Raw genomic sequence first — 24,221 nt, forward strand, 5'->3', positions numbered from 1 at the left:
CGGGCATGCCGAAGCAGCCCACGGGGGCAGGAAGTCCGCCGAGCAGGCGGTCCCCGCCACTCCTGGTACGAGGGATGAGCCTAGCGCCCAGATTCGCAACCGTGATGCAGTGTTGTTGCGCAGTGGCGGATGATCATTGCGCACTTGGGGCGCGGACGGGGAAACATTGCGCGCCCCCGCATGAATCGACACATCCGGGACGGGAAGGCTCCGGTGCGCGTGCCTTGACTCCTCGTCCCCCGTGGACCACCCTGCACGCGGCCGACCGGAGGTGCCGAGTGAGCTGGCTGGAACCCGAACCCTTTCTGCGCGGCACGGCCTGGCGGCAGGGCGACCGGCCGGTCCGGGCCGACCCCGCCGACCTGGAGCGGCTGCCGTGGGACATCGCGGAGCGGGCCGCGCTGCCGATCGGGGTGCGGGTGGAGTTCCGGGCCGCGCCGGGCACGACGGCGGTGGAGCTGCGCTACCGGGCGGCCGTCCCGCCGGCCGGCGACGACCTGCGGGCGCTGCGGCACGCGTTCGCGCTCTGGCACGACGGGAGCTGTGTGGCGGAGGTCTTCGCGGAGCCCGCCGCCCGGGCCACGGTACGGCTCCGGCTCCCGCCGGGCGGCGGGGACTTCACGGTCCACCTCCCGGAGGCCCAGGCGCCCGTCGTACAGGCCCTGCGCGCCGTGGACGGCACGCTCTCCCCCGCCCCGCCACGGCCCCGCTGGCTGGTCCAGGGCGACTCGATCACCGAGGGCTGGTGGTCCACCCGGCCCGCCCACTCCTGGCCCGCCGTCGCGGGCCGCGCCCTGGGCCTCGATCCGGTCAACCTCGGCTACGCGGGCGGCGCGCGCGGCGAGCTGCCCCTGGCGGAACAGCTGTCCCGGCTCCCCGGCGAGCTGATCACCCTCGCGTTCGGCACGAACTGCTGGGACCGGGCCCCCGCGACCCCGGAGTGGCTGCACGCGACGGTACGGGCCTATGTGGGCCTGATCCGGCGGGGCCACCCCCGTACGCCGCTGCTCCTGGTCTCCCCGGTGCTCCGCCCCGCCGCCGAGCACACCCGCAACGCCCTCGGCGCCACCCTCACGGAGCTGCGGCGGGCCATGGAACGAGCGGTCCGCGACCTCGCGGCGGGCGACCCCCGCCTCCTGCTGCTCCCCGGGCGTCCGCTGCTCGGCCCGGAGCACCTGGCCGACGGACTCCACCCGAACGACGAGGGGCACGCCCGGCTGGCGCGGGCCGTGGCGGCGGCGCTGCGGGCCGCGGACGCCGTCCCGCCGGACTGACCCGCCCTCCCCGCCCGCGGACGCCGAGAGCCCCCGGGAGCGGCGCTCCCGGGGGCTCTCACGCGTGCGGCGGAGGTCAGCTCCAGCTGGCGTGCAGCGGCTTGCCCTCCGCGTAACCGGCGGCGGACTGGATGCCCACGACGGCCTTCTCCTCGAACTCGGCGAGCGAGCCCGCACCGGCGTAGGTGCAGGAGGAGCGGACACCGGCGATGATCGAGTCGATCAGGTCCTCGACGCCGGGGCGCTGCGGGTCGAGGAACATCCGCGAGGTCGAGATGCCCTCCTCGAAGAGCGCCTTGCGGGCCCGGTCGTAGGAGGACTCGTCGGAGGTGCGGTTGCGCACGGCGCGGGCGGACGCCATGCCGAAGGACTCCTTGTAGGCACGACCCTGGGCGTCCTCGTGGAGGTCGCCGGGGGACTCGTACGTCCCGGCGAACCAGGAGCCGATCATCACGTTGGACGCGCCGGCGGCGAGCGCCATGGCGACGTCGCGCGGGTGCCGGACGCCACCGTCGGCCCAGACGTGCTTGCCGTACTTCTTCGCCTCGGCGGCGCACTCCATGACGGCCGAGAACTGCGGGCGGCCGACGCCGGTCATCATGCGGGTGGTGCACATGGCGCCGGGGCCCACACCGACCTTGATGATGTCGGCGCCGGCCTCGATGAGGTCCTTGACGCCCTCGGCGGCGACGATGTTGCCGGCGACGATCGGGACCTGCGGGTCGAGCGCCCGGACGGTCCTGATGGCGGAGATCATCGACTCCTGGTGCCCGTGGGCGGTGTCGATGACGAGGGTGTCGACGCCCGCGTCGAGCAGCTGCTTGGCCTTGCCGGCCACGTCGCCGTTGATGCCGACGGCGGCGGCGATGCGCAGCCGGCCCTTCGCGTCCACGGCCGGGGTGTACAGGGTGGCGCGCAGGGCGCCCTTGCGGGTGAGGATGCCGGCCAGCTTGCCGTCCGCGTCCACGGCGGGGGCGTAGCGGCGGTTGGCGCCGTCGAGGACGTTGAACGCCTCGCGGGGGTCGATGTCCGCGTCCAGCAGGAGGAGGTCCTTGGACATGACCTCGGAGAGCTGGGTGAAGCGGTCGACGCCGCTGAGGTCGGCGTCGGTGACGACACCGACGGGGCGGCGGTGCTCGTCGACGACGACGCCGGCCTCGTGGGCCCGCTTGGGCAGCAGGGCGAGGGCGTCGGCGACGGTCTGGTGCGGCTCCAGCACGATGGGGGTGTCCAGGACCAGGTGGCGGCCCTTCACCCAGGAGATGACCTCGGTGACGACCTCGATCGGGATGTCCTGGGGGATGACGACGAGGCCGCCCCGGCGGGCGACGGTCTCGGCCATGCGGCGGCCGGCGATCGCGGTCATGTTGGCGACGACCAGCGGGATCGTCGTGCCGGTGCCGTCCGGCGCGGAGAGGTCCACGGCCTGTCGGGAGCCGACGGCCGACCGGCTCGGCACCATGAACACATCGTCGTACGTGAGGTCGTACGGCGGCTTGACGTCATTGAGGAAACGCACGTGCTGACATCCCAGTCGTTCGGATCGGCCCCTAGGCATTTCAGCCAGGGGAAAAAGCACGTAGTTCATTCTCCCACGTCGGGGGCGTGGGAGGGTGCGGGCGGATCGTCCGAGCCTTGCGCGGTGTCGTTCGTGCGATCCTCCCAAGCACCGAGCGCGAGGAGGACCGCGAGGCCCTGACGGCTGGTGCGCACCGCCGCGGAGAGCACCTCCTGCGCGATGGCCCAGTCGTCGGGTTCGGCCTCGGCATAAGCGTGCCAGCCGGTCACCACGATCGCCATGGGTTCGCGCAGATCGGCGAGGCTGTCGGCGAGGGCGTCCCAGTTGCGCCCGAACCGGACGGGCAGCGGGAGGGCCCGGACGCAGCGGTCCATGAAGGCGGCCTTGTCGGTCACGCCGTACAGGTCGAGGACGACGGGGTCATCGAGCCTCATCGCCGACCACCTCCCGGAAGCTCGCGTAGTGGTCGTCCGTGTAGTACCGCTCCCCCGCGTTCCCGGTGACGATGCGGCGGGCCCCGCGGTCGCGTTCGCCGGGGGTGCGGACGGTGTACTCGTGGTAGTAGCCGCGCTTCCTGCGCGGCAGGATCCGCTCGAAGTTGGAGAAGACGGCCCCGTCCCTGGCGTACGGGAACGGCCCGCCGGCCCGGATCAGCGCGAGGGTCTCCCGCGCCTCGGGCGGCAGCTCCGCCTCGCGGACCGTGGGCAGTGAGGAGGCGCGCGAGGCGGTGACGGCAGAGGGGGCGGGGGCGGCGGTGGTACGGGAGGGGGCGGCGGTGGCGGTGGGCGTGCCCGTCCCGGCGGCGCAGCCGGTCAGGAGCAGGGAGAGACCGGCCAGGAGGGCGAGACCCAGCCGGACACAGCGAGCGATCATGCCCCGATGCTGTCACCGCCCGCCGGCGTCCGCCCCGGGACGCGCCCGGACGGCCGGAGGGCGCCGACCTGTGCTCGTACACACGGTCGGCGCCCTCCGGGCGGGCTCAGCGGCCGTCGGTGCCCGTGTCCGGGTCCTTGCGGTCCAGGGCCGGGCGCGGGCCCGGGCTGAACTCGGTGAGCAGGTAGTCGGCGGCCGAGCGGTCGGTGACCAGGCTGGTGACGAGGCCGGAGCGGAGCACCGCGCCGATCGCCGCCGCCTTGCGCTGGCCGCCCGCGATCGCGACGACCTCGGGGATCCGGCGCAGCCGGTCCGCCTCGACGGTGATGCACCGCTCGCCCAGGTCGCGCCCGACCCGGCGCCCCTCGGAGTCGAAGAGGTGCGCGGACATCTCGGCGGCCACGCCCAGGGAGGCGTAGTGGGCGCGCTCCTCCTCGGAGAGCATGTCGTGGACGGTGGAGATGCCCGGCTCCCAGGAGCCGATGGAGACACAGGCGACGGTGACCTTGTCGAAGTACTCGAAGGCCCGGGCGATGCCGGTCTGGCTGCGCAGCGCGGCGGCGGTGGCCGGGTCGGGCAGCAGCATGGGCGCGTAGATGGGGTGGGCCTCGCCGCCGGAGACCTGGGCGGCGCGCCGGACCGCCTCGACCGAGCCGCGCTCGGCGGTGCCCGCGTCGTACACGCCGGTGAGCTGGACGACCGTGCACGGGGGCAGCCGGTCGAGCGCGGCCGCCATGTGGATGGTCGACCGGCCCCAGGCCAGGCCGAGCACGTCGCCCTCGGCGACCAGCTCGCCGAGCAGGTCGGCCGCCACCTCGCCGAGGTTCTCCGGGTCGGGCGACTCGTCGTCCTCCGCCGGGGACTCGACGACGACCGCGTGCCGCAGCCCGTAGCGGGCGCGCAGCGCGTCGGAGCGTTCGGCGTCCAGCTCGGCCGGTACCCGGATCTCGATGCGTACGAGATCCCGCTCCAGAGCGGTCTCCAGGACCCGGGCCACCTTGAAGCGGCTCACGCCGAACTCCTCGGCGATCTGGATCTTGGACTTCCCCTCCAGGTAGAAGCGGCGCGCCATGGCCGCCGCCTGCACCAGCTCCGCGGGGCCCATCCGCAGGGCTGATCGTCCCGCCGACATTCCCGCCACCGCGATCTCCTCACTGCTGTACACGCACCGCTGTCCACGATCCGTGTTCGTTCACACTCTGGACCCGCTGTTCATCCTGTCAGAAACGGCGGGCCTTGATCAGTCCTGTCGGCGGCCCGTCGGACCGCGTTCACCGGCCGGAGGCTCAGTGGCCACATGCCCAGGCGGCACCGGCCGTGGCGGCGTCCGCACGGGCCCGCAGCGCGGCGACGGCGGCGGCCGGGTCGGCCGCCCCGTAGACCGCGGAGCCGGCCACGAAGACGTCGGCGCCCGCCTCGGCGCAGCGTTCGATGGTCGACTCGGAGACGCCGCCGTCGACCTGGAGCCACAGCTCCAGGCCGTGCTTGGAGATCAGCTCGCGGGTGCGGCGGATCTTGGGAAGCATGATGTCGAGGAACGCCTGGCCGCCGAAGCCGGGCTCCACGGTCATGATGAGCAACATGTCGAGCTCGGGGAGCAGGTCCTCGAAGGGCTCGATGGGGGTGGCCGGCTTGAGCGCCATGGACGCCCTGGCGCCCTTGGCGCGGATCTCCCGGGCGAGCCGGACCGGCGCGGCGGCGGCCTCGACGTGGAAGGTGACCGAGCCCGCGCCGGCCTCGACGTACTGCGGCGCCCAGCGGTCCGGGTCCTCGATCATCAGGTGGCAGTCGAGGGGGATGTCCGTGGCCCGGCTCAGGGACTCGACGATCGGCACGCCCAGCGTCAGGTTGGGCACGAAGTGGTTGTCCATGACGTCGACGTGCAGCCAGTCGGCGCCGTCGACGGCCTTGGCCTCGTCCGCGAGGCGGGCGAAGTCTGCGGAGAGGATGCTGGGATTGATCTGCGCCATGAGCCAAGCCTGCCACGTTCTCGGGTACTTCTTCGCCGCGATCCGGTGCGCGGTCGATCCGGCACCGGACGTACTGGTACGTACCAGCGGAAACCGTCAGGCGGTCCGGCGGATCAGCGCCAGATACATGGCGTCGGTGCCGTGCAGATGCGGCCACAGCTGGACGTCGGGACCGTCCCCGAGGCGGTCGACGCCGGGGAAGAGCGGCCGGGCGTCGACCAGTTCCGCGCCACCGGTCCTCTTCAGGACGTCGTCCACCACGACCCGGGTCTCGGCGAGGTGCGGCGAGCAGGTCGCGTAGCCGACGACGCCGCCGACGCGGACGGCCCGGAGCGCCTCGGTGAGCAGCCCGCGCTGGAGCGGGGCGAAGCCGTCGAGGTCCTCGGGGCGGCGGCGCCAGCGGGCCTCGGGGCGGCGGCGCAGGGCGCCGAGCCCGGAGCAGGGCACGTCGACCAGGACCCGGTCGAAGGAGCCCTCGCGCCACGGCGGGCGGGTGCCGTCGGCGGCGATGACCTGGTACGGGCCGGGGTTGCCGGCCAGCGCGCGCTCGACCAGCCGGGCGCGGTGCGGCTGCTTCTCGGAGGCGAGCAGGGCGGCGCCGCGCTCGGCGGCGAGCGCGCCGAGGAGGGCCGCCTTGCCGCCGGGCCCGGCGCAGCCGTCGAGCCAGCGGGTGTCGGGGCCTTCGAGGGGCGCGTTCGCCAGGGCGATCGCGACGAGCTGGCTGCCCTCGTCCTGGACGCCGGCCCGGCCGTCCCGCACCGCCTCGATGGCGCCGGGCTCGCCGCCGTCGGTCAGCCGCAGGGCGTACGGGGACCAGCGCCCCGGCTCGGTCTCCGCGGCGTCCGCGAGTTCCTCGACGGTGGTCCGGCCGGGGCGGGCGACGAGGGTGACCTCGGGCCGCTCGTTGTCGGCCGCGAGGAGCGCCTCGATGCCGGCCCGGCCGCCGCCGAGCGCGTCCCACAGCGCGGAGACCACCCAGCGGGGGTGGGAGTGCACGACGGCGAGGTGGTCCTCGGCGTCGTCCTCGTACGGCGGGGCGACCTCGGCCACCCAGGCGTCGAGGTCCTGCCGCGTGATCTTCCGCAGCACCGCGTTGACGAACTTGGCGCGCCCTTCGCCGAGCACCGCGCGGGCCAGCTCGACGGTGGCGGAGACGGCGGCGTGCGGCGGGATCCGCGTCCCGAGCAGCTGGTGCGCGCCGAGCGACAGCACGTCGAGGACCGGCGGGTCGACCTCGCGCAGCGGCCGGTCGACACAGGCGGCGATGATCGCGTCGTACGTGCCCTGGCGCCGCAGCGTCCCGTACACGAGCTCGGTCGCGAGGGCCGCGTCCCGCGCCTCGAAACCCTCCTTCTCCCGCGCCTTGCGCAGCAGCGGAGGCAGCACCAGGTTGGCGTACGCGTCCCGCTCGTCGACCGCCCGCAGCACCTCGAAGGCGAGCATCCGCACGGGGTCCTTCTGGGGCCGGCGGTGGGGCTTGGGGGGACGGCGACGTGCCTGCTCGCTCAAAGGTGCTCCGCGTGAGAAAAGAAGAGGGTCGAACCCTCCCAGCCTACGTCCGCCACCACCTACCGGGGAAAACACCCCTGCCGCACCGCCCAGGTCTCGGCGGCGATCAGGCAGGCGACGGGCGCGGTGCCGCCGCCGTCCGCGTCGAAGGCGAGGAGCACGGGCGGCTCCTCCCCGGTGATCCGGACGGCCTCGGCCCGTTCCGCCGTCGTGGGCTCCCGGAAGACGGGGTCCATGAAGGCCGTCGGACACCGGAGGTAGCGCACGTCCGTCAGCTCCACCTCGAGGCCGTGGTGGTACGTGAGGTCGTAGCCGGCGACCAGGGTGAGCCGGCTGCCGTCAAAGCGCCGGAGCTCCCAGTTCCACCACGAGCCCTCGGGGAGGGGCAGAAGGCTCACGCGCCCAGCCGCTCCCCGGGGGCGATGCGGACGCCGCGGGCCCAGTCGGCGGCCTTCATGGGCTTCTTGCCCTGGGGCTGGACCCAGAGGAGCTCGACGCCGTGCGAGCCGGTGCCCGCGTACACGTTGTTCTTGCCGGCCGCCAGCTCGCCGGGGGCGAGGTCGGTGCGGTCGGGGACGGGGGCGACCTGGATGAGCTTCAGGCGCTCGCCGCGGAAGAGGGTCCAGGCGCCGGGCGCCGGAGTGCAGCCGCGGACGACCCGGTCGACGCGGAGGGCCGGGGCGGCGAAGTCGACGTGGGCGTCCTCGACCTCGATCTTCGGGGCCATGGTGATGCCGTCCGCGGGCTGCGGGACGGCCTTGAGGGCGCCGTCCTCGATGCCGTCCATGGTCGCCGCGAGCAGGCCGGCGCCCGCGAAGGCGAGCCGGGTGAGGAGGTCGCCGCTGGTGTCGGTGGGGCGGATCTCCTCCGTGATCACGCCGTAGACCGGGCCCGAGTCGAGCCCCCGCTCGATCTGGAAGGTGCTGGCCCCGGTCACCTCGTCGCCCGCCATCAGCGCGTGCTGCACGGGCGCCGCGCCGCGCCAGGCGGGGAGCAGCGAGAAGTGCAGGTTGACCCAGCCGTGCGCCGGGATGTCGAGGGCCTTCTGCGGCAGCAGCGCGCCGTAGGCGACGACCGGGCAGCAGTCCGGGGCGATCTCGCGGAGCCGGGCGAGGAAGTCCTCGTCGCGCGGGTGCGCCGGCCGCAGGATCTCGATGCCCTCCTCCTCGGCCCGCTGCGCGACCGGGCTGGCCACGAGGCGGCGGCCGCGGCCCGCGGGCGCGTCCGGGCGGGTGACCACGGCGGCGACCTCGTGACGGCCGGAGGCGAGCAGGGCGTCCAGGGCGGGGACGGCGACCTCGGGGGTGCCTGCGAAGACGAGCTTCATGGGTGGCGACTGCCTGTCTGTCCGGGGGCGTTACGGGCGACGCACCAGTCTAGGCGGGAGTGACGGAGGGGGGCGTACGCGACGGCGAGCGCCCCGCGCATATGCGTGTACGCCCCCGCAGCGTGACCCAACTCCCGGTGGCGCGTTGGTCAAGAGAGATTGACCGAATCGGGCCGCCGTCCCCCTGCGGCCCGCCCTTCCATCGCCGGTTCGAGAGGCTCATCCATGGCCGACCACGCAACCCACGACGCCCAAGCCCGGGCGAGTCTGCACCTGTTGGTGCGGGACATCGAGCGGGTACGGCGGCAGGTGGACGCACTGCGCACGCTCACGGCCCAGCTGGGCAATGTCTACCGCCCTCGCCGCTCCGGCCCGTCCACGGGCTTCGTCGTCTACGGCCGCGCGCCCGCCCCCACCGTCCGGCTCGCCCAGGAGCTCCGCGACAGCGTCGAGACGCTGGTGACCGCGGCCGTCGAGTTCGACCGCTCCCTCGGCTTCTCCTGGGACGCCGTGGGCTCCGCGCTCGGAGTGACCAAGCAGGCGGTCCACCGCCGCTACGGCGCCCGCAGGGCGCCCGCGCCGCCCGCCGTGGAGCCGGAGCGCGGCCCGGAGCCGGGCGCGACCCGCACGATTCCCTCGGTGCCGGCCGCCCGCTCGATGCCGCCGCAGCCGACCTCGGGGAGCGCCACCCTCCGCGACGAGCCCCGCTCGCCCGCCTTCCCCAGCCCGCGCAACGGCTGACCTCGCGGAGCCGACGACCGGCCGCCACCCCCTGGCTCACGGGGGCGGCGGCCGTCGTCGTGTCCGGGTCGTCAGCCGATGTCCGGCGGGTCCACCCTGATCCGGACCGTGTCGCCGGTCCCCCGGGCCTGGCGGCTCGCCCGGGCGTGCTTGAGCGCCTGGGCGAGGGCCGCTCCGCTGCCCGGCGGCACCCGCACCAGGGCGCGGTCCCACCGCTCGCCGGGCGGCGGGTCCCCGGGCCGGCGGACGGCACCGGGCCGCACCACCGGCAGCGGCACCGGGCCCAGGACCTCCGCGTCCATGGGCAGCGCGGCCGCGGCCAGAAAGGTCTCCACCGCCTCGGGCGGCCCGCTCACCGCCGCCATCCGGGAGACCGGCGGGAAACCCAGCTCGGCACGCTCGGCAAGCTCCCGCTGGGCGTGCCCGACCGGGTCCCAGCGGACGAGCGCCTGCACGGGCCGGAGCGTCGGCTCGGCGACCACCACGACGGTGCCGCCCTCGGCCTGGCCCCGCACCAGCGAGGCCGCGTCCATCCAGCGGCGCAGCGCCTCCTCGCCGGCCCGCAGGTCGGGGCGGCCGAGCAGCGCCCAGCCGTCGAGCAGCAGCGCCGCCGCGTAGCCGCCGTCGGCGACGGGTTCGGCGCCGGGGGTGGAGACGACGAGGGCGGGCCTATCCGGCACCCGGTCCAGGACGTGGTCGCGTCCCGAGGTCCGTACCGGCACGGCGGGGAAGGCCCGGCCCAGCTCCTCCGCGGTCCTGCGGGCGCCGACGACCTGGGCGCGCAGCCGGGTGGAACCGCACGCCTCGCAGTGCCAGGCGGGCGCCTCCCGCCCGCACCAGCCGCAGTGCAGCTCGCGCTGGTCCGGGGCCTCCAGCGGCCCGGCGCAGTGCCGGCAGCGGGCGGGCGTCCGGCACTGCTGGCAGGCGAGCCGGGGCACGTACCCCCGCCGGGGCACCTGGATCAGGACCGGTCCGGCGCGCAGCCCGTCCCGCAGGGTCTCCCAGGCGAGCGAGGGCAGCCGGGCGGCGCGGGCGGCCTCGTCCCGGGCGAGGAGGTCGTCGCCGACGGTACGGACGAGGGGCGCGGCCCTGCGGACCTGTTCGCGGCTCGCGGCGAGCGGCCGGGCCCAGCCGGACTCGACGAGCTGGGCGGCCTCCACGGTGCAGCCGGTGGAGCCGAGCAGGAAGGCGCACCGGTCGTGGGCGGCGCGCAGCAGCAGCACCTCGCGGGCGTGCGGCTGCGGGGCGTGCGGGTCGCTGTGGCTGCCGTCGCCGTCGTCCCAGAGCACGACGAGGCCGAGGTCCCTGACCGGCGCGAACATGGCGGCGCGGGTGCCGACGACGGCCCGCACCGCGCCGCGCCGGACGGCGAGCCACTGCCCGTACCGCTTCTCGGGTCCGGCCTCGGCGGTGAGCACCGCGTGCCGCCCCTCCCCCAGGGCGGCGGTGAGCGCCGCGTCGACCCGCCCGACGGCCCGCCCGTCGGGGACGACGACGAGGGCGCCGCGCCCGGAGGCCAGGGTGGCGGCGACGGCGCGGGCGATCTCCTCGGCCCAGTACGGCCCCGGCAGCGCCGTCCAGACGGCCCGGGGCGCCCCACCGCGCGCAAGGGACTCCAGGAACGCCGGCCCTTGCTCGTACCGCCCCCAGGTGCCCGGCTCGGGCGGCGGGGGCGGCGGCAGCGGCGCGGGCGAGGGGCGGCGCTCGGCGGCGGCGCTGCGCGGCGGCACGGCGAGCTGGAGCACGTCCGCGAGGCTGCCCGCGTACCGGTCGGCGACGGCACGGGCGAGCGCCAGCAGCTCGGGCCCGAGCACGGGCTCGGGCGAGACCACGCCGGCGAGGGCGGCGAGCGGGCCGGAGTAGTCGGACGCGGCCCTCCGCTCGACGAGGAAGCCGTCGATCAGCCGCCCGCCCTCGCGCCGCCCGCCCCGCACCTGACCGGCCCCGGCCCCGAACCGCACCCGGACCCTGACCCCCGGCTGCGCGTCGGCGTCGAGCTCCTCGGGCACGGCGTAGTCGAAGAACTGGTCGAGGTGGAGCGCCCCCTTGTTCACCACCACCCGGGCCACCGGCAGCTCCTTGGCGAGCGCGGCGTCCCGCCAGGTCCGCGGCTTCGCCCGCGGCACCTTCGCCTTCCGCACGGTCTCCCGGATGAGCGCGAGCTGCTCGGGCCCCTCGGGATTCTCCTTCTCGCTGCTCACAGCCCCATACCTACCAGACGGCTCGGACAGCGGGCGGACGGCGGAAGCCCGGCACCCCGTGGGGGATGCCGGGCTTCCGTGGCCGGTGCGCCGCTTACAGGCCGGCGGCCTTCTTCAGCGCGTCGACGCGGTCGGTGCGCTCCCAGGTGAAGTCGGGCAGCTCACGGCCGAAGTGGCCGTAGGCGGCGGTCTGGGAGTAGATCGGGCGGAGCAGGTCGAGGTCGCGGATGATCGCGGCCGGGCGGAGGTCGAAGACCTCGCCGATGGCGTTCTCGATCTTCTCGGTCTCCACGGCGTTGGTGCCGAAGGTCTCGACGAAGAGGCCGACGGGCTCGGCCTTGCCGATCGCGTAGGCGACCTGGACCTCGCAGCGGGAGGCGAGGCCCGCGGCGACGACGTTCTTGGCGACCCAGCGCATGGCGTAGGCGGCCGAGCGGTCGACCTTTGACGGGTCCTTGCCGGAGAAGGCGCCGCCGCCGTGGCGGGCCATGCCGCCGTACGTGTCGATGATGATCTTGCGGCCGGTGAGGCCGGCGTCGCCCATCGGGCCGCCGATCTCGAAGCGGCCGGTCGGGTTGACCAGGAGGCGGTAGCCGTCGGTGTCGAGCTTGATGCCGTCCTCGACGAGCTCCTTCAGGACGTGCTCGACGACGAACTCGCGGATGTCGGGCGCGAGCAGCGAGTCGAGGTCGATGTCCGAGGCGTGCTGCGAGGAGACGACGACCGTGTCGAGGCGGACGGCCTTGTCGCCGTCGTACTCGATGGTGACCTGGGTCTTGCCGTCGGGGCGCAGGTACGGGATGGTCCCGTTCTTGCGGACCTCGGTGAGCCGGCGGGAGAGCCGGTGCGCGAGGTGGATCGGGAGCGGCATCAGCTCGGGGGTCTCGTCCGACGCGTAGCCGAACATCAGGCCCTGGTCGCCGGCGCCCTGCTTGTCCAGCTCGTCCTCGTCGCCCTCGACACGGGTCTCGTACGCCGTGTCCACGCCCTGCGCGATGTCCGGGGACTGCGACCCGATGGAGACCGAGACGCCGCAGGACGCGCCGTCGAAGCCCTTCTTCGAGGAGTCGTACCCGATCTCGAGGATCTTGTTGCGGACGAGGGTGGGGATGTCCGCCCACGCCTTGGTGGTCACCTCGCCGGCGACGTGCACGAGGCCGGTGGTGATCAGCGTCTCGACGGCGACGCGGGAGGTGGGGTCCTCCCGGAGCAGCGCGTCGAGGATGGTGTCGCTGATCTGGTCAGCGATCTTGTCGGGGTGTCCCTCGGTGACGGATTCCGAGGTGAACAGACGACGGGACACAACGCTCCCTGGGGTTGCAGCGGCTGCTGGCTGTCTCTTCGCGGACCGGCAGGGGGCTGCGCCCCGCGACGTTCCGAGGACAGTCTATCCGGCGAGGTCGGACCTTGGACCAGGTGTCTCGCCTGACGAATGCTCGCGGGTGGCCGGATTCGGCCCCGGACGGGCCCGGAGGGGGGCGCCGGATGGGGCGCAGATCACTTCGGTGACGGCGTTTCGCGCGCCGTCGGCGGGCCCCCCGGTGCCGTGCGGGGTGTCCGCGCGCGACGGGGGGCCGTTCGGGTGGGCGCTCAGGCGGAGGGCTCGCGCAGCCGCGGCAGGACGAGGTCCCAGACGGTCTCGGCGAGGGCTTCCTTCGGGCCGTACGGGACGGGGGTCTCGGTGCCGTCGGCGGCGAGGACCACGGCCTCGTTCTCCTCCGAGCCGAAGGTCTTGCGCTCGCCGACCTCGTTGACGACGAGGAGGTCGCAGCCCTTGCGGGCGAGCTTGGCGCGGCCGTTGGCGAGGACGTCGTCGGTCTCGGCGGCGAAGCCGACGACGACCTGGCCGGGCAGGGCGCGGTCGGCGGACAGCTCGGCGAGGATGTCGGGGTTGCGGACCAGCTCGATGGTCGGGGCGCCCCCGTCGTCGGTCTTCTTGATCTTCCCGGTGGCGTACGAGGCGGGGCGGAAGTCGGCGACGGCGGCGGCCATGACGACCGCGTCCGCGTCGGCGGCGGCCTTGAGGACGGCCTCGCGGAGCTGGAGGGCGGTGCCCGCGTGGACCACGTCGACCCCGGCCGGGTCGGGCATGCCGGTGTTGGCCTCGACGAGGGTGACCCGGGCGCCGCGCGCGGCGGCGGCCCTGGCGAGGGCGTACCCCTGCTTCCCGGAGGAGCGGTTGCCCAGGTAGCGGACCGGGTCGAGGGGCTCACGGGTGCCGCCGGCACTCACCACGACATGGCGTCCGGCGAGGTCGGGGGCGGTGACTCCGCGGGCCAGGACCCTGCGGCACACCTCGAAGATCTCGCCGGGGTCGGGGAGCCGGCCCTTGCCGGTGTCGACGCCGGTGAGACGGCCGACGGCGGGCTCGATGACGAAGGCGCCGCGGCGGCGGAGCGTGGCCACGTTCTCCTGGGTGGCCGGGTGCTCCCACATCTCGGTGTGCATGGCGGGGGCGAAGACGACCGGACAGCGCGCGGTGAGCAGCGTGTTGGTGAGGAGGTCGTCGGCGAGCCCGTGGGCGGCCTTGGCCAGCATGTCGGCGGTGGCGGGGGCGACGACGACGAGCTCGGCCGCCTGGCCGATGCGGACGTGCGGCACCTCGTGGACGGTGTCCCAGACCTCGGTGGAGACCGGGTTGCCGGAGAGCGCGGACCAGGTGGCGGCGCCGACGAAGTGGAGCGCGGAGTCGGTGGGGACGACGCGGACGTCGTGGCCCGACTCGGTGAGCCGGCGCAGCAGCTCGCACGCCTTGTAGGCGGCGATGCCGCCGCTCACGCCCAGAACGACCTTCGGCTTGGTCACGGCTGTCACTCCCCGCGCTCGTACGCGTACTCGGCTGCGTTACGACTCCAGTATCCGAGTCCATGAGACACCACAGGCCCGGCGGAAGGACCGCCGGGCCTGGAGTGACGAACGCAACGCTTACTGAACGGGGCCCTCGACGGCCTCGGAGGTCAGCAGACCCGCGTTGATCTCGCGCAGGGCGATCGAGAGCGGCTTCTCGTGGACGTGGGTGTCGACGAGGGGACCGACGTACTCCAGCAGGCCCTCACCGAGCTGCGAGTAGTACGCGTTGATCTGACGCGCGCGCTTGGCCGCGTAGATCACGAGGCTGTACTTCGAGTCAGTGGCCTCGAGCAGCTCGTCGATCGGCGGGTTGATGATGCCCTCGGGCGCGGTGATGGAAGAGGACACGCTCTACCTTCCGAAGATGGATAAAAGATCAGACTACGTGCATCAACGTTAGCAGCTCGCGCGCGACGTCCTCGACGGAGGTGTTGACGAGCGTGGTGTCGAACTCCGACTCGGCGGCGAGCTCGACCTTGGCGGCGGCGAGACGCCGCTCGATCACCTCGGGCGACTCGGTGCCGCGGCCGGTGAGCCGGCGGACCAGCTCCTCCCAGCTCGGCGGGGCGAGGAAGACCAGCCGGGAGTCGGCCATGGACTCCTTCACCTGGCGGGCGCCCTGGAGCTCGATCTCCAGGAGCACGGGCTCACCCTTCTCCAGGCGGTCGACGACCGCGCTGCGGGGGGTGCCGTAGCGGTTGCCCGCGAACTCGGCCCATTCGAGGAGCTCGCCGTTGGCGATCAGCTTGTCGAACTCGTCGTCCGAGACGAAGAAGTACTGGACGCCGTGCTTCTCGCCGGGGCGGGGCTTTCGTGTCGTGGCCGACACCGAGAGCCAGACCTCGGGGTGGACCTTGCGCATATGAGCGACGACCGTGCTCTTGCCGACCCCTGAGGGGCCGGAGAGCACGGTCAGCCGCGGACGTACCTCTGCTGCCATGCAGCGATTATTCCAGCATCGCCGGGGTGCCCGGGACGCTTGTCCCGGATCGGGCACCGGGCCGGACGACGGTCCGGACGCCGGATCAGGCGCCGGCGCCGCCGAACTCGCGCTCCAGGGAGGCGATCTGGTTGGAGCCGAGACCACGGACACGACGGCTCTCGGAGATGCCGAGCCGCTCCATGATCTGCTTGGCGCGGACCTTGCCGACGCCGGGGAGGGACTCAAGGAGGGCGGAGACCTTCATCTTGCCGATGACGTCGTTCTCCTGGCCCTGCTTGATGACCTCGTGGAGGGAGGCGCCGGAGTGCTTGAGTCGATTCTTGACCTCGGCCCGCTCCCGGCGAGCCGCGGCGGCCTTTTCGAGCGCGGCTGCGCGCTGTTCAGGGGTAAGGGGCGGAAGAGCCACGCCTACGTCACCTCGGATGTCGATCTGTCGGATACGGACCGGTGAGGGACCTGGTCGACCCACACCAGTGGAGCAACGTCCAACGACGTGACCGTTGGACGTCTGCCCTGCCCCGGAGACTAGCGGCCAAGGCCGCTCCAGTCAGCGAGAACAGCATAAAAGTCCTGGTCAGCCTCTGCCGACCAGGACTTTTCCGGCATAACGCCCCGGATTTCTGCCAAGATTTCGTCAAGTGGGACGACGATCGGCCGTCCGGGGCCGCCGTCCGCTCCCACCTGCGGGGATGCCGGGACGGCGGCGGGAGCCCGTCAGCCGCCGACGGCCGCCCGGATCTCGTCCGCGTAGCGCGTCGCCGCGTCCCGCAGGGCGGACGCGTCGGGTCCGGCGCGGAGCACGCCCCGGCTCACGTTCGGGACGACGTTGCGGACCGCGTCCCCGAAGACGACCGGGAGGTCGGCCGGGGTCGCGCCCTGGGCGCCGATGCCGGGGGCGAGGAGCGGGCCGTTGATGTCGAGGTCGAAGGAGGAGAGGTCGCCGAGGGTGGCGCCGACGACCGCCCCGAAGGAGCCCATCGGGGTCTCCCCCGCGTTCTCCTCGGCGAGGTGGGCGAGCATGGTCGCGCCGATGGTCCTGCCGTCCTCGCGCACCGCCCGCTGGACCTCGCCGCCCTCCGGGTTGGAGGTCAGCGCGAGCACGAAGAGCCCGGCGCCGGACTCGCGCGCCAGGTCGACGGCCGGCTTCAGGGAGCCGTAGCCCAGGTACGGGGAGACCGTGAGCGCGTCGGAGAAGAGCGGGGAGTCCTTCCGCAGGAACGCCTCCGCGTAGGCGGCCATGGTGGAGCCGATGTCGCCGCGCTTGGCGTCCATGACGACCAGGCCGCCGGCCGCGCGCAGGTCGGCGGTGGCACGCTCCAGGACCGCGACGCCCCGGGAGCCGAAGCGCTCGAAGAAGGCGGCCTGCGGCTTGAAGACGGCGACGGTGTCGGCCAGCGCCTCGACCACGGTGTACGTGAAGCGCTCCAGGCCCGCGATGTCGTCGGCGAGGCCCCAGGAGTCCAGCAGGGAGGCGTGCGGGTCGATGCCGACGCAGAGGGGGCCGCGCTCGTCCATGGCGGAGCGCAGACGGGTGCCGAAGGAGAGAGTCACGAGGTGGTGGCCTTTCGGTGGTCGGCGCCGACGGCTTCGGCGAGGGTGGCGTACGGGGAGGCCGCGAGGCGGGCGGCGAGGCCCTTGTGGATCGCGCGGGCGTAGAACGGCCCCTCGTAGATGAAGGCGCTGTAGCCCTGGATCAGGGTGGCGCCGGCCAGGATGCGCTGCCAGGCGTCCTCGGCGTTCTCGATGCCGCCGACGCCCACGAGGACGATCCGGTCGCCCACGCGCGCGTACAGGCGGCGCAGGACCTCCAGGGAGCGCTCCTTGAGCGGGGCGCCGGAGAGGCCGCCGGTCTCCTGGACGAGGGCCGGGGCGGAGGACAGGCCGAGGCCCTCGCGGGCGATGGTGGTGTTGGTGGCGATGATGCCGTCCAGGCCGAGTTCGACGGCGAGCTCGGCGACGGCGTCCACGTCGTCGTCGGCGAGGTCGGGGGCGATCTTCACCAGGAGCGGGACGCGGCGGTCGGTGACCGTGCGGTCGGCGGCCTCGCGGACGGCGGTGAGCAGCGGGCGCAGCGACTCGGTGGCCTGGAGGTTGCGCAGGCCGGGGGTGTTCGGCGAGGAGACGTTGACGACGAGGTAGTCGGCGTGGGCGGCGAGCCGCTCGGTGGACTTCACGTAGTCGGCGGCCGCGTCGGCCTCCTCGACCACCTTGGTCTTGCCGATGTTGACGCCGACGACGGTCCTGAAGACGGGCACGCGCGCGTGGAGGCGGGCGGCGACGGCGGCGGAGCCCTCGTTGTTGAAGCCCATGCGGTTGATCAGGGCCCGGTCCGGGACGAGGCGGAAGAGCCGCTTCTTCGGGTTGCCGGGCTGGGCCTCGCCGGTGACCGTGCCGATCTCGACGTGGTCGAAGCCGAGCATGGCCATGCCGTCGATCGCGACGGCGTTCTTGTCGAAGCCGGCGGCGAGGCCGAAGGGGCCGTGCATGCGGAGGCCCAGGGCCTCGGTGCGCAGCTCCTTGTACCGGGGCGCGAGGACGGCCGCGACGAAGGTGCGCAGGACGGGGACGCGGACCGCGAGCCGGATCCAGCGGAAGGCCAGGTAGTGGGCCTTCTCGGGGTCCATGCGCTGGAAGGCGAGCTGGAAGAAGAGCTTGTACATGGTGGTGTCCTCATGAAGAGGGGGACACCGTTTCCGGTGTCCCCCTCGGTGGCTGCTAGTCGCGGGCCGCGGTCAGGTGTTCGGCGTGTTCCTGGAGGGAACGGACGCCGACGTCGCCGTGGTTGAGGGCGTCGATGCCCTGCACGGCCGCGGCGAGCGCCTGGACCGTGGTGAGGCACGGGACGCCGCGGGCCACCGCAGCCGTACGGATCTCGTAGCCGTCGAGGCGGCCGCCGGTGCCGTACGGGGTGTTGACGATCAGGTCGACCTGGCCGTCGTGGATGAGCTGGACGATCGTCTTCTCGCCGTCCGGGCCCTCGCCCTCGCTGAGCTTGCGCACGACGGTGGCGTTGAGGCCGTTGCGCCGGAGGACCTCGGCGGTGCCGGAGGTGGCCATCAGCTCGAAGCCGTGGGCGACCAGCTCGCGGGCCGGGAAGATCATCGAGCGCTTGTCGCGGTTGGCGACGGAGATGAAGGCGCGGCCCTTGGTGGGCAGCGGGCCGTAGGCGCCGGCCTGCGACTTGGCGTAGGCGGTGCCGAAGACGGCGTCGATGCCCATGACCTCGCCGGTGGAGCGCATCTCCGGGCCGAGGACGGTGTCCACGCCGCGGCCGTGCACGTCGCGGAAGCGCGACCACGGCATCACGGCCTCCTTGACGGAGATCGGCGCGTCGAGCGGCAGGGTGCCGCCGTCGCCGGTCTTCGGCAGCAGGCCCTCGGCGCGCAGCTCGGCGATGGTCGCGCCCAGCGAGATGCGGGCGGCGGCCTTGGCGAGCGGGACGGCGGTGGCCTTGGAGGTGAAGGGGACGGTCCGGGAGGCGCGCGGGTTGGCCTCCAGGACGTAGAGGATGTCCCCGGCCATGGCGAACTGGATGTTGATCAGGCCGCGCACGCCGACGCCCTTGGCGATGGCCTCGGTGGAGGCGCGCAGCCGCTTGATGTCGAAGCCGCCCAGCGTGATCGGGGGCAGGGCGCAGGCCGAGTCGCCGGAGTGGATGCCGGCTTCCTCGATGTGCTCCATGACGCCGCCGAGGTAGAGCTCCTCGCCGTCGTAGAGGGCGTCGACGTCGATCTCGATGGCGTCGTCGAGGAAGCGGTCGACCAGGACCGGCCGGGTGGGGCTGATCTCGGTGGACTCGGCGATGTACGCCTCCAGGCGGGCCTCGTCGTAGACGATCTCCATGCCGCGGCCGCCGAGCACGTACGAGGGGCGCACCAGGACCGGGTAGCCGATCTCGTCGGCGATCTTCTTGGCGCCGGCGAAGGTGGTGGCGGTGCCGTGCTTGGGGGCCGGCAGGCCGGCCTCCTCCAGGACGCGGCCGAAGGCGCCGCGGTCCTCGGCGGCGTGGATGGCCTCCGGGGAGGTGCCGACGACCGGCACGCCGTTGTCCTTGAGGGCCTGGGAGAGGCCGAGCGGGGTCTGGCCGCCGAGCTGGACGACGACGCCGGCGATCGGGCCCGCGAGGGACTCGGCGTGGACGATCTCCAGGACGTCCTCCAGGGTGAGCGGCTCGAAGTAGAGCCGGTCGGAGGTGTCGTAGTCGGTGGAGACGGTCTCCGGGTTGCAGTTGACCATCACGGTCTCGAAGCCGGCGTCGCTCAGGGCGAAGGAGGCGTGGACGCAGGAGTAGTCGAACTCGATGCCCTGGCCGATGCGGTTGGGGCCGGAGCCGAGGATGATCACGGCGGGCTTGTCGCGGGGCGCGACCTCGGACTCCTCGTCGTAGGAGGAGTAGAAGTACGGCGTCTTCGCGGCGAACTCGGCGGCGCAGGTGTCGACGGTCTTGTAGACCGGGCGGACGCCGAGGGCGTGCCGGACCTCGCGGACGACGTCCTCGCGCAGGCCGCGGATCTCGGCGATCTGGGCGTCGGAGAAGCCGTGGCGCTTGGCCTCGGCGAGGAGCTCGGGCTCCAGCTTCTCGGCGCCGGCGAGCTCGTCGGCGAGCTCCTTGATCAGGAAGAGCTGGTCGACGAACCACGGGTCGATCTTCGTGGCGTCGAAGACCTCCTCCGGGGTGGCGCCGGCGCGGATCGCCTGCATGACGGTGTTGATCCGGCCGTCGGTGGGGCGGACCGCCTCGCGGAGCAGTTCGGCCTTGTCGCCGGGCTCGCCGGTGAAGGCGAACTGGCTGCCCTTCTTCTCCAGGGAGCGCAGGGCCTTCTGGAGGGCCTCGGGGAAGTTCCGGCCGATGGCCATGGCCTCGCCGACCGACTTCATGGTCGTGGTCAGCGTGGAGTCGGCGGAGGGGAACTTCTCGAAGGCGAAGCGGGGGGCCTTGACCACGACGTAGTCGAGCGTGGGCTCGAAGGACGCCGGGGTCTGCTCCGTGATGTCGTTCGGGATCTCGTCGAGCGTGTAGCCGACGGCGAGCCGGGCCGCGATCTTGGCGATCGGGAAGCCGGTGGCCTTGGAGGCGAGCGCCGAGGAGCGGGAGACGCGCGGGTTCATCTCGATGACGATCACGCGGCCGTCCTCGGGGTCGACCGCGAACTGGATGTTGCAGCCGCCGGTGTCGACGCCGACCTCGCGGATGATCGCGATGCCGACGTCGCGGAGGATCTGGTACTCGCGGTCGGTGAGCGTCATCGCCGGGGCGACGGTGATGGAGTCGCCGGTGTGGACGCCCATCGGGTCGAAGTTCTCGATGGAGCAGACGACCACGACGTTGTCGTGCTTGTCGCGCATGAGCTCCAGCTCGTACTCCTTCCAGCCGAGGATGGACTCCTCCAGGAGCACCTCGGTGGTCGGGGAGAGCGTGAGGCCCTGGCCGGCGATGCGGCGCAGCTCGTCCTCGTCGTGGGCGAAGCCGGAGCCGGCGCCGCCCATGGTGAAGGACGGGCGGACGACGACGGGGTAGCCGCCGAGCGTCTCGACGCCCGCGAGGACGTCGTCCATGGAGTGGCAGATGACCGAGCGGGCGGACTCGCCGTACCCGATCTTGGCCTTGACGGCCTCGACGACGCCCTTGAAGAGGTCGCGGTCCTCGCCCTTGTGGATGGCCTCGACGTTGGCGCCGATGAGCTCGACGCCGTACTTCTCCAGGACGCCCTGCTCGTGCATGGAGATCGCGGTGTTGAGCGCGGTCTGGCCGCCGAGGGTGGGCAGGAGGGCGTCGGGGCGCTCCTTGGCGATGATCTTCTCGACGAACTCGGGGGTGATCGGCTCGACGTAGGTGGCGTCGGCGATCTCCGGGTCGGTCATGATCGTGGCCGGGTTGGAGTTGACCAGGATGACCCGCAGGCCCTCGGCCTTGAGGACCCGGCACGCCTGGGTGCCGGAGTAGTCGAACTCGGCGGCCTGGCCGATGACGATCGGGCCGGAGCCGATGACCAGGACGGACTGGATATCGGTGCGCTTAGGCACGCTCGGCCTCCATGAGGGTCACGAAGCGGTCGAAGAGGTACGCGGCGTCGTGCGGGCCCGCGGCCGCCTCGGGGTGGTACTGGACGGAGAAGCCGGGCTGGTCGAGCAGCTGGAGGCCCTCCACGACGTTGTCGTTCAGGCAGACGTGGGAGACCTCGGCGCGGCCGAAGGGGGTCTCGGAGACCTTGTCGAGGGGCGCGTCGACGGCGAAGCCGTGGTTGTGCGCGGTGACCTCGACCTTGCCGGTGGTCCGGTCCTGGACGGGCTGGTTGATGCCCCGGTGGCCGTACTTCAGCTTGTAGGTGCCGAAGCCGAGCGCGCGGCCGAGGATCTGGTTGCCGAAGCAGATGCCGAAGAGCGGGGTCCTGCGCTCCAGGACGGCGGTCATGAGCGCGACCGGGCCGTCGGCGGTGGCCGGGTCGCCCGGGCCGTTGGAGAAGAAGACGCCGTCCGGGTTCACCGCGTACACGTCGTCGGCGGTGGCGGTGGCGGGCAGCACGTGGACCTCGATGCCGCGCTGGGCCATGCGGTGGGGGGTCATGCCCTTGATGCCGAGGTCGATCGCGGCGACGGTGAAGCGCTTCTCGCCGATCGCGGGGACGACGTACGGCTCCTTGGTGGCGACCTCCTCGTAGAGGCTGGCGCCCTTCATGTGCGGCTGGGCCTGCACCCGGGCGAGCAGCTCGGCCTCGGGGGCCAGGGCCTCGCCGGAGAAGACGCCGGCGCGCATGGAGCCGCGCTCGCGCAGGTGGCGGGTGAGGGCGCGGGTGTCGATGCCGGAGATGCCGACGACGCCCTGGGCGACCAGCTCGTCGTCGAGGCTGCGCTTGGCGCGCCAGTTCGACGGGATGCGGGCGGGGTCGCGGACCACGTAGCCGGAGACCCAGATGCGGCTCGACTCGTCGTCCTCGTCGTTCCAGCCGGTGTTGCCGATCTGGGGGGCGGTGGCGACGACGATCTGGCGGTCGTACGACGGGTCGGTGAGGGTCTCCTGGTAGCCGGTCATGCCGGTGGAGAACACGGCCTCGCCGAAGGTCTCCCCCACGGCCCCGTAGGCGCGGCCGCGGAAGGTGCGGCCGTCCTCCAGGACGAGTACGGCGGGAGCCTGGGCTCCCCTTGTGGAGGTCGTCATCGTGCGATGCCTTCCGTCGTGCTTACGGGGGTGATGGAGTTGATGGCCTCGACCCAGGCCGTGTGCTCGGCCGCGCGGTCGGAGCGGAAGCCGGAGTCGAGGAGGGTGGAGCCGTGCTCCCAGGTGACGACCAGGAGCCCGCCCTCGGCGAGGACCTTGCCGGCGATGCCCTTGTCGAGGCGGGCCTCGCGCAGGGCGGCGGCCGGGATCAGGAAGTCGTTCGCCCCGGGGCGGACGACCGTGATGCCGGCGTCGGTGAGCGTGAGCTCGGCGCGGCTGCGGGTGCCGAGGCCGTGGGCGACGATGCGGTCGAGCCACTGCCCGGCGGTGGTGGAGCCGTGGTAGCGCCCGTCCATCGTCAGCTTGGCCTCAGCGGGCGCGTCCGGCACCTCGGGGAGCGGCGGCAGGTCCGACTGGAGGCTGCCGCGCCACTTCCAGCCCTGGCGCATGAGCCAGTAAACGAAGGCGACGAAGAGCAGGAGGCCGACGACCCAGCCGATGCGGCCGGCCCAGTCGGTCACCTCCGCCGACTTCTGCTCCGCGGCGAGGGCCGCGCTTGCGATGTGGTGTGTCACGCCAACTTCCCGTCCATGACCGTTGCCCGGCCCCGCAGGAAGGTGTGGGTGACGCGACCCGGCAGCTCGCGGCCCTCGTAGGGGGTGTTGCGGCTGCGGGAGGCGAAGTCCGCGGGGTCCACGGTCCCACGGTAAGCCGGATCGACCAGGACCAGGTTGGCGGGCTCACCAGCCGAGACGGGTCGTCCATGGCCGGTGGCGCGGCCGATGCGGGCCGGGGTGGCGGACATCCGGTCGGCGACGCCGGCCCAGTCGAGGAGGCCGGTCTCCACCATCGTCTGCTGGACGACGGAGAGCGCGGTCTCCAGGCCGACCATGCCCATGGCGGCGGCGGCCCACTCGCAGTCCTTGTCCTCGTGCGGGTGCGGGGCGTGGTCGGTGGCGACGATGTCGATCGTGCCGTCGGCCAGGGCCTCGCGCAGCGCCATGACGTCGCGCTCGGTGCGCAGCGGCGGGTTGACCTTGTAGACCGGGTTGTACGTGCGGACCAGCTCGTCCGTGAGGAGGAGGTGGTGGGGGGTGACCTCGGCGGTGACGTCGATGCCGCGGGACTTGGCCCAGCGGACGATCTCGACGGAGCCGGCGGTGGAGAGGTGGCAGATGTGGACGCGGGAGCCGACGTGCTCGGCGAGGAGGACGTCGCGGGCGATGATCGACTCCTCGGCGACGGCCGGCCAGCCGCCCAGGCCGAGCTCGGCGGAGACGATGCCCTCGTTCATCTGGGCGCCCTCGGTGAGGCGGGGCTCCTGGGCGTGCTGGGCGACGACGCCGCCGAACGCCTTCACGTACTCCAGGGCGCGGCGCATGATCACGGCGTCGTCGACGCACTTGCCGTCGTCGGAGAAGACGGTGACGCCGGCGGCGGAGTCGTGCATGGCGCCGAGCTCGGCGAGCTTCTTGCCCTCCAGGCCGACGGTGACGGCGCCGATGGGCTGCACGTCGCAGTAGCCGGCCTCCTTGCCGAGCCGGTAGACCTGCTCGACGACGCCGGCGGTGTCGGCGACGGGGTGGGTGTTGGCCATGGCGAAGACGGCGGTGTAGCCGCCGGAGGCGGCGGCGCGGGTGCCGGTGAGGACGGTCTCGGAGTCCTCGCGGCCGGGCTCGCGCAGGTGGGTGTGGAGGTCGACGAGGCCGGGGAGCAGGATCCGGCCCTCGGCCTCGATCACGGTGGCGCCCTCGGCGGTCAGGCCGGTGCCGACCGCCTCGATGGTCTCGCCGGCGATGAGGACGTCCTGCGGCTCGCCGCCGAGCACCTTCGCACCACGGATAAGGATCTTGCTCAT

At 73.3% G+C, this 24,221-nt stretch carries 22 protein-coding genes; 2 read left to right on the forward strand and 20 right to left on the reverse strand.

Translation table 11 applies throughout. The features are described 5' to 3' along the window. Positions 1 to 278: 278 nt before the first annotated feature. Positions 279 to 1,274 (forward strand): GDSL-type esterase/lipase family protein, encoded by a 996-nt coding sequence (locus ACIGHB_RS23865; RefSeq protein WP_399915762.1) that lies wholly within the window; start codon positions 279 to 281, stop codon positions 1,272 to 1,274. 76 nt (positions 1,275 to 1,350) lie between these two features. Here ACIGHB_RS23865 and ACIGHB_RS23870 read toward each other — a convergent pair whose 3' ends face one another. The 8 genes from ACIGHB_RS23870 to fmt all read right to left on the reverse strand — a co-directional run bounded on the left by ACIGHB_RS23870 (position 1,351) and on the right by fmt (position 8,472). After that, the gene (locus tag ACIGHB_RS23870; RefSeq protein WP_360317834.1) at positions 1,351 to 2,793 is read right to left on the reverse strand and encodes a GuaB1 family IMP dehydrogenase-related protein; all 1,443 of its coding nucleotides are present in this window, start codon (positions 2,791 to 2,793) and stop codon (positions 1,351 to 1,353) included. 65 nt (positions 2,794 to 2,858) lie between these two features. Then, positions 2,859 to 3,227 (reverse strand): barstar family protein, encoded by a 369-nt coding sequence (locus ACIGHB_RS23875; protein ID WP_399915764.1) that lies wholly within the window; start codon positions 3,225 to 3,227, stop codon positions 2,859 to 2,861. After that, positions 3,214 to 3,666 carry a ribonuclease domain-containing protein gene (locus tag ACIGHB_RS23880; protein WP_399915766.1) on the reverse strand — a complete coding sequence of 151 codons (453 nt, stop codon included), beginning with the start codon at positions 3,664 to 3,666 and terminating at the stop codon, positions 3,214 to 3,216. Before ACIGHB_RS23880 ends, ACIGHB_RS23875 begins: the two co-directional genes overlap by 14 nt. A gap of 106 nt (positions 3,667 to 3,772) precedes the next feature. Beyond that, on the reverse strand, positions 3,773 to 4,831 hold the full coding sequence (locus ACIGHB_RS23885; protein WP_360317840.1) for a sugar-binding domain-containing protein: 1,059 nt from the start codon (positions 4,829 to 4,831) through the stop codon (positions 3,773 to 3,775). Positions 4,832 to 4,952: 121 nt separating this feature from the next. Further along, a complete protein-coding gene (gene rpe, locus ACIGHB_RS23890) occupies positions 4,953 to 5,636 on the reverse strand; it encodes a ribulose-phosphate 3-epimerase (protein ID WP_399915769.1) in 684 nt (227 codons plus the stop codon). 96 nt (positions 5,637 to 5,732) lie between these two features. Then, positions 5,733 to 7,145, reverse strand: a complete 1,413-nt coding sequence (locus ACIGHB_RS23895) for a transcription antitermination factor NusB (protein WP_391081772.1) — start codon at positions 7,143 to 7,145, stop codon at positions 5,733 to 5,735. Between the two features lie 59 nt (positions 7,146 to 7,204). Continuing rightward, a complete protein-coding gene (locus tag ACIGHB_RS23900; protein WP_399915770.1) occupies positions 7,205 to 7,543 on the reverse strand; it encodes a hypothetical protein in 339 nt (112 codons plus the stop codon). Continuing rightward, positions 7,540 to 8,472, reverse strand: a complete 933-nt coding sequence (gene fmt / locus ACIGHB_RS23905) for a methionyl-tRNA formyltransferase (protein WP_399915772.1) — start codon at positions 8,470 to 8,472, stop codon at positions 7,540 to 7,542. Before fmt ends, ACIGHB_RS23900 begins: the two co-directional genes overlap by 4 nt. A gap of 225 nt (positions 8,473 to 8,697) precedes the next feature. Between fmt and ACIGHB_RS23910 the strand changes: the two genes are divergently transcribed. Next, complete coding sequence (locus ACIGHB_RS23910) at positions 8,698 to 9,213, forward strand: hypothetical protein (protein WP_360320118.1); 516 nt, start codon at positions 8,698 to 8,700, stop codon at positions 9,211 to 9,213. A 71-nt stretch (positions 9,214 to 9,284) separates the two neighbouring features. On the opposite strand, the gene ACIGHB_RS23915 is transcribed toward ACIGHB_RS23910, so the two are convergent. From ACIGHB_RS23915 to ACIGHB_RS23970, 12 genes are all read right to left on the reverse strand, one after another. Further along, positions 9,285 to 11,414, reverse strand: coding sequence for a primosomal protein N' (locus ACIGHB_RS23915; protein WP_399915774.1), 2,130 nt, complete (start codon positions 11,412 to 11,414; stop codon positions 9,285 to 9,287). A 94-nt stretch (positions 11,415 to 11,508) separates the two neighbouring features. Continuing rightward, positions 11,509 to 12,717, reverse strand: a complete 1,209-nt coding sequence (metK, locus tag ACIGHB_RS23920) for a methionine adenosyltransferase (RefSeq protein ID WP_360320112.1) — start codon at positions 12,715 to 12,717, stop codon at positions 11,509 to 11,511. A 287-nt stretch (positions 12,718 to 13,004) separates the two neighbouring features. Then, on the reverse strand, positions 13,005 to 14,219 hold the full coding sequence (coaBC, locus tag ACIGHB_RS23925; RefSeq protein WP_399915777.1) for a bifunctional phosphopantothenoylcysteine decarboxylase/phosphopantothenate--cysteine ligase CoaBC: 1,215 nt from the start codon (positions 14,217 to 14,219) through the stop codon (positions 13,005 to 13,007). A 120-nt stretch (positions 14,220 to 14,339) separates the two neighbouring features. Then, positions 14,340 to 14,612 carry a DNA-directed RNA polymerase subunit omega gene (gene rpoZ / locus ACIGHB_RS23930; protein ID WP_030493615.1) on the reverse strand — a complete coding sequence of 91 codons (273 nt, stop codon included), beginning with the start codon at positions 14,610 to 14,612 and terminating at the stop codon, positions 14,340 to 14,342. Between the two features lie 28 nt (positions 14,613 to 14,640). Then, complete coding sequence (gmk, locus tag ACIGHB_RS23935; RefSeq protein WP_360320106.1) at positions 14,641 to 15,204, reverse strand: guanylate kinase; 564 nt, start codon at positions 15,202 to 15,204, stop codon at positions 14,641 to 14,643. Positions 15,205 to 15,289: 85 nt separating this feature from the next. Continuing rightward, positions 15,290 to 15,613, reverse strand: coding sequence for an integration host factor (locus ACIGHB_RS23940; protein WP_030493613.1), 324 nt, complete (start codon positions 15,611 to 15,613; stop codon positions 15,290 to 15,292). A gap of 308 nt (positions 15,614 to 15,921) precedes the next feature. Further along, positions 15,922 to 16,758: an orotidine-5'-phosphate decarboxylase gene (gene pyrF, locus ACIGHB_RS23945; RefSeq protein WP_360320103.1), complete on the reverse strand. Its 837-nt coding sequence runs from the start codon at positions 16,756 to 16,758 to the stop codon at positions 15,922 to 15,924. After that, complete coding sequence (locus ACIGHB_RS23950; protein ID WP_399915780.1) at positions 16,755 to 17,867, reverse strand: quinone-dependent dihydroorotate dehydrogenase; 1,113 nt, start codon at positions 17,865 to 17,867, stop codon at positions 16,755 to 16,757. The genes pyrF and ACIGHB_RS23950 overlap by 4 nt, the downstream gene beginning before the upstream one ends. 55 nt (positions 17,868 to 17,922) lie before the next feature. Then, entirely contained in the window at positions 17,923 to 21,231 is a 3,309-nt protein-coding gene (carB, locus tag ACIGHB_RS23955; RefSeq protein WP_399915782.1) for a carbamoyl-phosphate synthase large subunit, read from the reverse strand. After that, positions 21,224 to 22,363, reverse strand: a complete 1,140-nt coding sequence (carA, locus tag ACIGHB_RS23960) for a glutamine-hydrolyzing carbamoyl-phosphate synthase small subunit (protein WP_360320094.1) — start codon at positions 22,361 to 22,363, stop codon at positions 21,224 to 21,226. The genes carB and carA overlap by 8 nt, the downstream gene beginning before the upstream one ends. Then, positions 22,360 to 22,938, reverse strand: a complete 579-nt coding sequence (locus tag ACIGHB_RS23965; protein ID WP_360320091.1) for a hypothetical protein — start codon at positions 22,936 to 22,938, stop codon at positions 22,360 to 22,362. Before ACIGHB_RS23965 ends, carA begins: the two co-directional genes overlap by 4 nt. Continuing rightward, positions 22,935 to 24,221 carry a dihydroorotase gene (locus ACIGHB_RS23970; RefSeq protein ID WP_399915784.1) on the reverse strand — a complete coding sequence of 429 codons (1,287 nt, stop codon included), beginning with the start codon at positions 24,219 to 24,221 and terminating at the stop codon, positions 22,935 to 22,937. Before ACIGHB_RS23970 ends, ACIGHB_RS23965 begins: the two co-directional genes overlap by 4 nt.

The organism is Streptomyces sp. NPDC085460, assembly GCF_044541975.1.
Taxonomy (GTDB): domain Bacteria; phylum Actinomycetota; class Actinomycetes; order Streptomycetales; family Streptomycetaceae; genus Streptomyces.

Bases quoted from the DNA above. Each gene is read 5' to 3' on its own strand.
- carA (WP_360320094.1), bottom strand. From the start codon at position 22,363: ATGACGACCTCCACAAGGGGAGCCCAGGCTCCCGCCGTACTCGTCCTG.
- ACIGHB_RS23910 (WP_360320118.1), top strand. From the start codon at position 8,698: ATGGCCGACCACGCAACCCACGACGCCCAAGCCCGGGCGAGTCTGCAC.
- rpe (WP_399915769.1), bottom strand. From the start codon at position 5,636: ATGGCGCAGATCAATCCCAGCATCCTCTCCGCAGACTTCGCCCGCCTC.
- ACIGHB_RS23970 (WP_399915784.1), bottom strand. From the start codon at position 24,221: ATGAGCAAGATCCTTATCCGTGGTGCGAAGGTGCTCGGCGGCGAGCCG.
- gmk (WP_360320106.1), bottom strand. From the start codon at position 15,204: ATGGCAGCAGAGGTACGTCCGCGGCTGACCGTGCTCTCCGGCCCCTCA.
- ACIGHB_RS23950 (WP_399915780.1), bottom strand. From the start codon at position 17,867: ATGTACAAGCTCTTCTTCCAGCTCGCCTTCCAGCGCATGGACCCCGAG.
- ACIGHB_RS23880 (WP_399915766.1), bottom strand. From the start codon at position 3,666: ATGATCGCTCGCTGTGTCCGGCTGGGTCTCGCCCTCCTGGCCGGTCTC.
- ACIGHB_RS23875 (WP_399915764.1), bottom strand. From the start codon at position 3,227: ATGAGGCTCGATGACCCCGTCGTCCTCGACCTGTACGGCGTGACCGAC.
- fmt (WP_399915772.1), bottom strand. From the start codon at position 8,472: ATGAAGCTCGTCTTCGCAGGCACCCCCGAGGTCGCCGTCCCCGCCCTG.